10 protein-coding genes are annotated in these 10,316 nt (G+C 67.7%); 6 read left to right on the top strand and 4 right to left on the bottom strand.

Annotation, left to right across the window (positions count from 1 at the left end; all coding sequences use genetic code 11):
- The 3 genes from ABDV78_RS10150 to ABDV78_RS10140 all read left to right on the top strand — a co-directional run.
- The coding region (locus tag ABDV78_RS10150; RefSeq protein WP_343527280.1) for a hypothetical protein at positions 1 to 353 on the top strand (353 nt) is incomplete at its 5' end.
- A 297-nt stretch (positions 354 to 650) separates the two neighbouring features.
- A complete protein-coding gene (locus ABDV78_RS10145; RefSeq protein WP_343527279.1) occupies positions 651 to 1,076 on the top strand; it encodes a hypothetical protein in 426 nt (141 codons plus the stop codon).
- A complete protein-coding gene (locus ABDV78_RS10140) occupies positions 1,073 to 1,528 on the top strand; it encodes a hypothetical protein (RefSeq protein ID WP_343527278.1) in 456 nt (151 codons plus the stop codon). Before ABDV78_RS10145 ends, ABDV78_RS10140 begins: the two co-directional genes overlap by 4 nt.
- Before the next feature lie 260 nt (positions 1,529 to 1,788).
- Here ABDV78_RS10140 and ABDV78_RS10135 read toward each other — a convergent pair whose 3' ends face one another.
- Positions 1,789 to 2,043, bottom strand: a complete 255-nt coding sequence (locus ABDV78_RS10135; RefSeq protein WP_343527277.1) for a hypothetical protein — start codon at positions 2,041 to 2,043, stop codon at positions 1,789 to 1,791.
- Positions 2,044 to 2,054: 11 nt separating this feature from the next.
- On the opposite strand from ABDV78_RS10135, the gene ABDV78_RS10130 reads away from it, so the two are divergent.
- A complete protein-coding gene (locus ABDV78_RS10130; protein ID WP_343527276.1) occupies positions 2,055 to 2,183 on the top strand; it encodes a hypothetical protein in 129 nt (42 codons plus the stop codon).
- A 350-nt stretch (positions 2,184 to 2,533) separates the two neighbouring features.
- Here ABDV78_RS10130 and ABDV78_RS10125 read toward each other — a convergent pair whose 3' ends face one another.
- Complete coding sequence (locus ABDV78_RS10125; protein ID WP_343527288.1) at positions 2,534 to 4,672, bottom strand: TonB-dependent receptor; 2,139 nt, start codon at positions 4,670 to 4,672, stop codon at positions 2,534 to 2,536.
- Positions 4,673 to 4,845: 173 nt separating this feature from the next.
- Between ABDV78_RS10125 and ABDV78_RS10120 the strand changes: the two genes are divergently transcribed.
- Positions 4,846 to 7,392 carry a sulfite reductase flavoprotein subunit alpha gene (locus ABDV78_RS10120; RefSeq protein ID WP_343527275.1) on the top strand — a complete coding sequence of 849 codons (2,547 nt, stop codon included), beginning with the start codon at positions 4,846 to 4,848 and terminating at the stop codon, positions 7,390 to 7,392.
- Between the two features lie 16 nt (positions 7,393 to 7,408).
- Here ABDV78_RS10120 and ABDV78_RS10115 read toward each other — a convergent pair whose 3' ends face one another.
- Complete coding sequence (locus tag ABDV78_RS10115; RefSeq protein ID WP_343527274.1) at positions 7,409 to 8,149, bottom strand: gamma-glutamyl-gamma-aminobutyrate hydrolase family protein; 741 nt, start codon at positions 8,147 to 8,149, stop codon at positions 7,409 to 7,411.
- Positions 8,146 to 9,093, bottom strand: a complete 948-nt coding sequence (gene epsC / locus ABDV78_RS10110) for a serine O-acetyltransferase EpsC (RefSeq protein ID WP_343527287.1) — start codon at positions 9,091 to 9,093, stop codon at positions 8,146 to 8,148. The genes ABDV78_RS10115 and epsC overlap by 4 nt, the downstream gene beginning before the upstream one ends.
- Positions 9,094 to 9,287: 194 nt before the next feature.
- Here epsC and ABDV78_RS10105 point away from each other — a divergent pair, with 194 nt between their 5' ends.
- Complete coding sequence (locus ABDV78_RS10105; RefSeq protein ID WP_343527273.1) at positions 9,288 to 10,307, top strand: class 1 fructose-bisphosphatase; 1,020 nt, start codon at positions 9,288 to 9,290, stop codon at positions 10,305 to 10,307.
- Positions 10,308 to 10,316 lie beyond the last annotated feature (9 nt).

Raw genomic sequence — 10,316 nt, 5'->3', positions numbered from 1 at the left:
CTCGCGCAGCCGTGGCTGGCGATACACGCGCCAGCGCCGTCGCGCCGCGCAGACGTCATCGCGTCCGCATTCCGATGCCATCAGGGCTTTTTTTATATCGAAAGCCCGCCGCCACCAGCACCCGCGACAACGACGCCGGGTGCGCCACCACCTTCGTCTCAGTCGCCAGGCGCCTGGCAAGCTCGGGCATCGTGATGTCGGGTGTGGCCTCAACCCAGCGGATCAACACCCAGAGGTACGGTGTCAGCTTGCCCGCCCCGGACGGACGGCCCTGGCGGCGCGGCGTCGCCGATCCCGTCTTCGCCACATGCTGCATCAGCTTGATCGCGCAACTCGGGCTGACCCCGAAGTGACGAGCCGCTGCCCGGCAGGAATGACCCGCTGATACATGCCCTACTATCCGGTCCCGTAGATCGCCTGAATACGCTCGACCCATGATCCACCTCCAGATCAGGAGGAATCACATTTCCTGATAAAGTGGAATCCCCCTTGATTCCCGCTTCACGCTCGGCGCTCTAGGTGCGCCAGCGCATCCCGACAAGCGGGGAAATGCGCCGCACGGTCCCGGCTTCAATCTGGGGGTCCGTATGTCTCTAAAATTTAGCCATCGCAGGGTCATGCTTGGCCTTGTGCTGGCATCGATGCCGGTCATGGCATCCGCCCAATCCAAACCCATCGGCGCGCCGGGCGCGTTCGTGCCGCAAAACGCGCTGTCTTATGGCACGCCCGGTAACCCCGCGACGGCGGTCACGCCTGCCACGCCGCTTCCGGTCGGCGGGACCGTATCGGTCGAGCCGCGCCGCGAGGCCTTCCAGCTCGCCTCCAGCAACACGCCCGCCAGTCCCGCGACGCTGTTCGGCGGGGCTTATGTCCTGACCCAGGGGTGCATGACATATGGGACGGTCACGCTCCGATACCGTGGGCCGGACGGGGTCACGATGATTGGCATGGTCAGCAAGACGGCGGCGGACAGCGGCGGCGGGACCGTCGTGTCTTTCGGCGGCGGTGCGATCGTCGACGTTTCGCTGTCGGGGACGGCGGGCTGCAATGTCGCGCTGTCGCGGGTGCCGCAATGATCGCCCGTCTGATCCGCATCGGCCTCGCCGCGCTCGCCCTGCTGTCCGGTGTCGCGACCGCCCAGGTCGTCGGCGCACCGACGCCGGTCGCATTCGCGGGAGGTGCGTCACAGCGCTTCGTCTTTGGCCCATCGCCCTGGCGCTTTTCGGTCGCGGGCGGCTTCTTCGCGCCGTCCTCGTCGCAGCTCAATGAGACGGTCGACCACTGGCTTTCCCCGCTCCCCGATGGCGGGTGGGTCATCTTCGCCAATTTCGCCCTGTCGACGGGCTCCAGCGCCAGCAGCGCGGTCGCGCGGGAGCGGACTCCCGGCAATGCCAATGTCATCGACTGGGCGGTGACGTTCACTCAGTCCGGCGGCGGCGGGACGGCGACCCCGCTGACCTTTTTCGGCGGCGGATCGAGCGCGACCATGGCGGATGGCGGCTTTGCGGCGGTGTGGGTGCTTGCGTGAGCGGGGCTACTTGCCGATGGGCGGACAGATTGTCGACGCCACGCTGGTGGCTGCCCCCAAACAGCGCAACACGGCAGCCTAAGGGCAAGCGATCAAGGCGGGGAGGACCGCGATGGAAATGTGGCCAGACGAACCGGCAAAGACGGCGCAGAAGGATACCGATACCCGCTAGAAGCTGAAGCCGGCGTGCTGCCCGGTGGCCGGCCGGGGATCGCCATCCCCAGCTTCGGCGACAAGAGCAGCATCGCGATCTGTCAGCGCTACGGTTTCATCCGCAAGGTCAAGGTCACCAATGGCGCGCGTTTCAACGGGCGGATGCTGCGCGACGCGGTCACCCGCGACAATACCGCCTCCGACGTCTGGGCGGACACGGCGTATCGCAGCCGCGCCAACGAAGCATGGCTGAGATCGTTGGGACGGGTCAGTCGCATCCACCGCAAGGAACCCAGCGGCAAGCCGATGTCGCCGCGCACTGCCGGGGCCAACGGGAAACGCTCCGTCGTGCGTGCCCGCATCGAGCACGTCTTTGGATCAGATAGGGCTGTTTATCCGCATCATTGGCATCGCCCGCGCCGAGGTGAAGGCCGGCCTCGCCAACCTGGCCTACAATATCGACCGCCTGATCTTCCACGAACGCCGTGCCGCCATGGGATAGCTGCGCCCGGTGTGGACGTTTCACGGCAAGGAACAGCCGAAAACGGCTCGTTCAGGCCGCCGGCCACATATCCCGTGCTGCCGTTAGCCCGCCCTCTTCGCCAAACGATACGTTGATGGGGGTGCTCACCTGATCCTCAGCCTGGCGGACGGCCAGACGATCCGCATCGACAATTTCTATAGATCCCAGCAGGTTGCGGTCAGCCGGCTGACCGCAACCTCACCGAGCGGGGGAGCGATGCGATGACCGCCATGTTGCGTCATCTGTTTGCGTCCATCGCCGAGGATGACGGGCCCCGGAACACCTCCTGAGCCGCGCCGGGGTGTCGCCCCGACGCCGCCCGTCTCCGGTCAGAAGCGCTGGTCCCATCCCAGAGTGAAGGTGCGCCCTCGCCCGGCGAAGAAGGCCAGATTGTCGTTGGGCAGCCGGGTGTCGCTGTTATAGTCGATATAGAAGCGGTCGAAGATGTTCTGCGCGCTGACATAGAAGCCGCCGATCCGCGTCTGATAGCGCAGATAGGCGTCGGTGACCGTATAGCCGCCGAAATTGTTGCGCGGGTCGGGGTTCGCCTTGCCGTGGAAATTGCGCGCCAGATAAAGCTGGGTCTGCACCCGCGCGGAGATCGGCCCGGAGGTATAGTCGGCCGCCACGTTCATCCGGTCGGGCGAGATGTTGGTGCCGTCCAGATCGGTGTCCACCTTGCCGTCCGGGTTGCGCGTGTCGCTGTCATAACGGCCGATCAGATGGGCGTAGCCGGTCGACAGGTGCAGCCCCTCGATCGGCATCTTCATGCCCAGATTCACTTCCAGCCCCTGGATCTCGACCCGCTGGCGCTGCACTTCGAAGATGCCGTTGCCGAGCGCCAGCAGCACCTGCCCCTTGTCGCTGGATGACCAGAAATAGGTGGCGCTGGCGTCCAGCGGTCCGCGCTTCACCTCGACACCGATCTCGCGATTGTTCGAGATGACGGGATCGATCGCGCGGAAACTGCTGAGGTCGGTGCCGGGCGTGGAGACCGCGCGGGTGATACGGCCGATATCGGCCATGGTGAAGCCCTGCGCATAGCTGGCATAGGCGCGGATGCCCTTCCACGGCTCCAGGATCACGCCGCCATTGTACAGCAACTGGTCGAAGCCGGGTTCGCCGCCCTTGACGCTGACGCCGCCATAGGTGGCCGGGTTCTTGCCGTCATAGGTGTTGGAGGCGAGCGTGTGGTAATCGTTGATGCGGACCTTCACATTCTCCCACCGGACGCCGCCCGCCAGACGGACGATGCCGTCGAACAGCTTCAGATTGGCCTGGGCGAAGGGCGCCAGGCTGCGGAAATCGGCGGGCGGCACCCAGACGCGGTTGGTGATGATCAGCCGCTGCTCCGACTTGTCCCACAGCGCGTCGAAGCCGATCGTCGCCACCAGCGCCTCGAACCCTGGCACTGCGCGTTCATAGCTGGCACGCGCACCCAGCTTGCGGGAACGGTTCTCCGACTGGTCGAGCAGCGTGCCGAGCGGCGCGATCGCCGGGTCCTGGAACGTCGCGATCGCGGTCGGCTCACCGCCGAACGTGTCATAGGTTCGGTTGACAAAAAGCTGCGCAACCAGATTGCCGCCCGCCACATCGCTGTCCGTATAGGATAGCGACAGCGCCTCGGCCCGGTTGGCGGCGGGCTTTCCGGGCGGATTGCCGCGCACCGCGCTGGTCGGCACGCCCGTCAGCCGGTTGCCCGCCAGCGGCACGAACCGCCCTTCCCCGTCCAGCGTGTAGCGGTTGGCGATCAGGTCCAGCCGCCCGGTCTCGCGTATCTGCGCCCCCAGTCGTGCGAACAGGTCGAGCGCGTGCGAATCCTGCGTCTCGCCCTGGGTCAGGTTGATGCCGATCCGCCGGTCCTGGCCATCATAGAAGACGCCGCGCCGCTCATAGGAGGCCCCGACCGTCGCGTCGAAAATGCCCGCCTTGTACTGGACGAGGCCGGCGACCTTGCCGCCCAGCCCGTCGCCCTTGAACCCGTCGGCGGTCGTGCCCTGCACCAGCGCGCGGCCCGACCAGCCCTCTGTCCGGGGCGGGCCGACCGTCACCTGGTTGATGATCCCGCCCGTCCCGCCGACACCTTGCAGCGCGTTGGAGCCGTAGATCAGTTCGACCCGGTCGACGAAGAAGCCGTCGATGGTGAAACCATCGCGGCTGCCATCGCGCAACGGCGTCGTCTGCGGAATGCCATTGATCGCATAGAGCGGCGAACGACCGCGCAACGTCTCCCCCGCGCCCGACAGCTTGCCGCGCGTCGGCGAGAAGCTGGGCGTCAGGACCGCGACCGCATCGGTCACGCTGCCCGAAATCGCGACCTGTCGGTCCAGCGCTTCCTTGTCGATAATGTCGATGGTCAGCGGCAAGGCATTGGGCGGCAGGACGGTGCGCGCGGCGGTGACCACGACCTCGGCCTTTTCGGCCTCCTCCGCGTCGCCCTGTGCCGCATCGGCGCGCACCTGCGCCATGACTGGCGATGCGATCAGGAACGCCGCCAGAGCGGTGCCGCCCAGACAGGCCCGACGCACGCCTTTTCGTGCCAATGCCCCCACCCTTTGCATCATTACTTCCTCGAAACCATTGACCTTGATGGCGACGCGCCCTAACGCTACTCATTCTCAATAACAAGCCTGGATCAACCGTGATCTCGACGCGAACGATATTGTTTCAGATCCACTGGTTCCTGGGCATCACCGCTGGCCTGGTGTTGGCCGTCATGGGCGTCACCGGCGCCCTGCTGAGTTTCGAGCCGGAGATCCTGGCCGCGACCAATCCCGGTATCGTCACCATCGCGCCGGGCAAGGCCGCGCCGCTCGCCCCGCCCGCGCTGATCGCACGGCTCCAGGCCGAGGTGCCCGACATCCGTATCCAGCGATTGGTCATCGATCGCGATCCGACCCGGGCGGCGATGGTCGGCTATACGATCGGCGACCAGAAGAAGCGGGAACGCAGCTATATCGATCCCGCGACCGGCGCCTTGCTGGGCGAGCCCAGGGGCAGCGGATTCTTCGAGACGGTCGAGAATCTGCACCGCTGGCTGGCCCTGCCGGGCAATGGCAACGGGATTGGGCGGCAGATCACCGGCTTCGCCGCGCTGTCGCTGATCTTCTTCGCGCTGTCCGGCCTGTATCTGCGCTGGCCACGCCGCGCGCTCGACTGGCGCAACTGGCTGGTGCTCGACCTGCGCAAGACCGGCCGCAACCTCTACCGGGCGCTGCACGCGGTCATCGGCGGCTGGGTGCTGATCTTCTATCTCATCAGCGCGGGGACGGGCCTGTGGTGGTCCTATGGCTGGTATCGCGACGGCGTCCGCCATCTGCTGAGCACCGAGCAGGTGGCCCAGGAACGGCGCGGCGGCCCCGGCGGCGGCGGCAAGCATGGTGGCGCGCGCGGCACCGGGCACGGTCGCGAGCGCGGTGGCCACAACGGCTCCGACGACGATGCCCAGCCGGACCTGGCCCGTGCATGGGCCAGTTTCGCGCAGGCGACCGGCGGCCACGCCTATGAACAGATCACCGCGTCCGTTCGCGACGGCAATGTCCAGTTCCGCGCCAAGCTGCCCGGCGGACGCCATGACCGTGTGTCGGATGAACTGACCGTCGAGGGGCGAACCGGACGCGTCACGTCCCAGACCCCCTATACCCTGCGTCACTGGGGCGATGACATCGTCACCAGCGTCTATGAGATTCACCGGGGCGCCTATTTCGGTCTGGTGGGCCGGATCGTGATGTCGCTCACCAGCCTGACGATGCCGCTGTTCACCATCACCGGCTTCCTCCTCTATTTCGCGCGGCGACGCCGCAAGAAGGCGCTGGGGGCGGTGCTGACCGAAGCCCCCGTCGCGCCATCCGGGGCCGCGACCACGCTGGTCGCCTATGCCAGCCAGACCGGCTCGGCCGAGCGGATCGCCCGGCTGACCGCGCAGGCGCTGCCCGACGCCGCCGCCGTCCCCGTCACCGCGCTGGATCCGGCGCGCCTGGCGGGGTTGCAACACCTGTTCGTCGTCGCCAGCACCTATGGCGAGGGGGAGCCGCCCGACGCGGCGCGGGGCTTTGCCCGGACCATGGCCAGGGCGCCGGGCGACCTGTCGCATCTTCGCTATGCCGTGCTGGCGCTGGGCGACCGCGAATATGCCGATTTCTGCGCCTTCGGGCATCAGATCGACCGCTGGCTCCATGCGGGCGGCGCCGAGCGGCTGTTCGACGCGATCGAACTGGACGGCGAGGATGCCGATGCCCAGCGTCTGTGGCAGCAGCAACTGGCGAGCCTCGGCGCGCGCACCGACCAGCCCGACTGGGCGCCGGCGCCGATGGCCGAATGGCGGCTGGTCGAGCGCCGCCTGCTCAATCCGGGCAGCAGCGGCGGCCCGACCTGGCATGTCGCGCTCGCGCCCGGGGACCGCGCGACCGAATGGGCGGCGGGCGACATATTGGAAATCCTGCCGCAACAGGATGCCCGCCGGGTCACCGCCTTCCTCGCGATGACGGGCCTGCCCGACACGCCCGAGCTTCACGCGCGGTTGATGACCAGCATCCTGCCACCCGAGGCGGGCCCCGGCTTCGATCCCGACACGCTCCGTCCGCTGGCGCACCGGGAATATTCGATCGCCTCGCTATCCTCCTCCGGCCGGGCCGAATTGATCGTCCGGCTCTGCACCGCCGAAGACGGCTTGCCGGGCTTGGGCTCGGGCTGGCTGTGCGAAGGTGCGCCGATCGGCGGCGTGGTGCAGGCGCGCGTCCATGCCAATCCCGCCTTCCACTCGCCGACCGACCCCGCGACGCCGATCATGCTGATCGGCAACGGCACCGGGCTCGCCGGACTGATGGGCCATCTGCGCCAGCGCGCGGCAAGCGGCGGCGGTCCGGCCTGGCTGTTCTGGGGCGAACGCCATCCCGACCATGATGATTATCACGCCGCCGAACGACGGGCCCTTGTCGAGTCGGGCGTGCTGACCGGCAACGTCACCACCTGGTCCCGGCTGGGCGCCGGTCCACGCTATGTCCAGGACGCCGTTGCCGCCTCGGCGGAGACGGTCCGGGCATGCGTGGCGGCGGGCGGCGTCATCTATGTCTGCGGCAGCCTGAAAGGCATGGCGGGCGACGTCCACCACAGGCTCACCGACATTCTGGGCGATGCCCTGTTGGAGGAACTGGCCGCGACAGGCCGCTACGCCCGCGACATCTACTGAGGTTCCTAACCGACCGTCAGGCGTGGCCGCGCACGGCCTCGCCCAGCCGGGTGAAGAAGCCGCGCGCGACATGGCATTGTGCGCCGTCCCATTCGGGATGCCATTGCACCGCCAGCACGTCCGCCCCGCTGCCGGGCGCACGAAACGCCTCGATCAGCCCGTCCTCACTGTCGCGCGCCTCGACCACCAGGCCATAGCCCAGCCGGTCGACGCCCTGCTGGTGCACCGAATTGACCTCCAGTCGCCGATAGTCGCCACGCTGCGCCAGAACGCCGCCGGGCGTCAGGTCGACCGAGTGATGATGGCCGAACAGCGACTCGTAATCCTCGTCCCAGCTTCCGCGATGATGGCGCGGCGACCCGCCGAGGCAGGTCAGCGTGCCGCCGAACAGCACATTGATTTCCTGCATCCCCCGGCAGATGCCATAGACGGGCTTGCTCCGCTCGATCATCCGTCCGGCGAGCGCCAGGGCGACGCTGTCGCGTTCCGGGTCGCACAGATGGCCGGCCAGGCGATCGTTCGCCTCATATTGCGCCGGCTCGACATGCGATCGGCCGCCGGTCAGGAGCAGCCCGTCGAGCATGTCGGCGATCACGACCGGATCCACCGCATCGCGCACGGCCGGGACGATCATCACGCTCGCGCCGCAGAGCCGGACCACGGGCTCGATGAAGCGGGTCGCGACGGCCTGGATCGGGCGGCCCGCAACCTCGTTGCCGCACATCAGGCCGATGATCGGTTTGCGCGTCCGGTTCATGCCGTGCCCTCCAGTTCCTGACGCAGCGCCCGCCCCTCCGCGCGCTGCAAGGCCCGCGCTTCCGGCTGCACGAGCACACTGTCGGGCGCGACATCGGTCAGCAGCCAGACATTGCCCCCGATCACCGAGCGCGCGCCGATCGTGACCCGACCCAGCACGGTCGCGCCAGCATAGACGATCACATCATCCTCGACGACCGGATGCCGGGCGAACCGGTCGCGCGGCGAACGCGGCGCGGTGCCCAGTGCCGATCGCGCGCCCAGCGTCACATGCTGGTACAGCCGCACCCGCTCGCCGATGATCGCGGTCTCGCCGATGACGACGCCGGTGCCATGGTCGATGAAGAAATGCCGCCCGATCGTGGCCCCCGGATGGATGTCGATCCCGGTCCGCTCATTGGCGAGTTCGGAGATCATCCGCGCGACGATCGGCGCGCCCAGCTCGTTCAGCTCATGCGCGATGCGGTGATGCAGGCTCGCAACGGCACCGGGATAGCAGAGCAGGATCTCATCCACGCTGCGCGCGGCGGGGTCGGCCAGAAAGGCCGCCTCGACATCGCTATCGATCAATTCGCGGACGCGCGGGAGCGTCGCTCCGAACAACCGGGCGATCAGCGCGGCCTGTTCGGGCGGGAAAGCCGCGTCCGCATCCTTCTGCCAATAGGCCAGTTCCGCACCCATCTCGCGCTCCAGCGCGGTCAGCCCGGCGAGCAGCTTGGCCGCGACGAATCGATCCTCCTCGACCCCGGCGCCACGGAAATGGCCCAGGCGACGCGGGTACAGCGCGGCGGCGACCAACGCGACGACATCCTCGACCCCGGCGCGCGAGGGAAAGCGCTCGACATCGCGGCCCGCATCCTGCCGCCGCCGCCAGTCGTCGCGGGCCGTACGCAAGGCCCCGACGATGCCGTCGATCCCGGTGGCAGGCTCATGGGCGGCCGCCATGGCGGCCCGGTCCGGTGCGGTCAGCGTTCTGGTCGACATCATGATCCTCCGACCCTCACCATATCCCATCGCACACATGGGATATAACAGAAATGCTACGCCCCTATAAAGCGCTCTCTTCCCTTAACGGGCGGTTGCGCGGGGTCGGGGGCCGAGGCATGGTCCGCGCCGCCACCCTTGGGAGCGAAACGACGATGACAAGCCCGCGCCAGACGACGTTGACGCGTTTCCTGATCGAGCAGCAGCGCCGATGCCCCGCAACCTGCCCGCCCGAGCTTCGCCTGCTGATCGAAACGGTCGCGCGCGCGTGCAAGGCGGTGAACCAGGCGATCTCCAAGGGCGCGCTGGGCGATGTGCTGGGATCGCTGGGCAGCGAGAATGTCCAGGGCGAGGTCCAGAAGAAGCTGGACGTGATCGCCAACGACCTGTTGCTCGACGCCAATGAATGGGGCGGGCATCTGGCGGCGATGGCGTCGGAGGAGATGGAGACGATCCACCGCATCCCCAACCGCTATCCCAAGGGCGAATATCTGCTGCTGTTCGATCCCATCGACGGGTCGAGCAATGTCGATGTCGACCTGTCGGTCGGCACCATCTTCTCGGTGCTGCGCGCGCCGGAGGATTGCGCGGGACGCGAGGTGACCGAGGCGGACTTCCTGCAACCCGGCCGGGCGCAGGTTGCGGCGGGCTATGCCATCTATGGCCCGCAGACCTTGCTGGTCCTGACCGTCGGCGATGGCGTGTACGAGTTCACCCTCGACCGTGAACTGGGGTCGTGGCGGCTGACCGACGGGCCGATGCGCATCCCCGCCGGCGCCCGCGAATTCGCGATCAACATGGCCCGCCGCCGCCAATGGTCGCCCGGCATCGCGCGCTATATCGAGGAGCGGATCCTGGGCGCCGAGGGGCCGTGCGGGGCCGATTACAATATGCGCTGGACCGCATCGATGGTGGCCGACATCCACCGCATCCTGAAGCGCGGCGGCGTGTTCCTCTACCCGGCGGACCATCGCAAGGACGGCAAGGCCAAGCTGCGCCTGTTGTACGAGGCCAATCCGATGAGCTTCCTGATCGAACAGGCGGGCGGCGCGTCGATCGACGGCGCGGGTGCGATCATGGATGTGGCGCCGATCGGACTGCACCAACGGGTCGGGGTGGTGCTGGGCGACGCCGAGGAAGTGGCGCTGGTCGCGGAATATGGCCGAACGGGGTGAGGGTTTCGC

The sequence above is a fragment of the Sphingomonas sp. genome (genome assembly GCF_039594485.1).
Lineage (GTDB): Bacteria > Pseudomonadota > Alphaproteobacteria > Sphingomonadales > Sphingomonadaceae > Sphingomonas.
The sequence above is the reverse complement of the archived record's forward strand: the minus strand, read 5'-3'. Positions and strand labels throughout refer to the sequence as shown.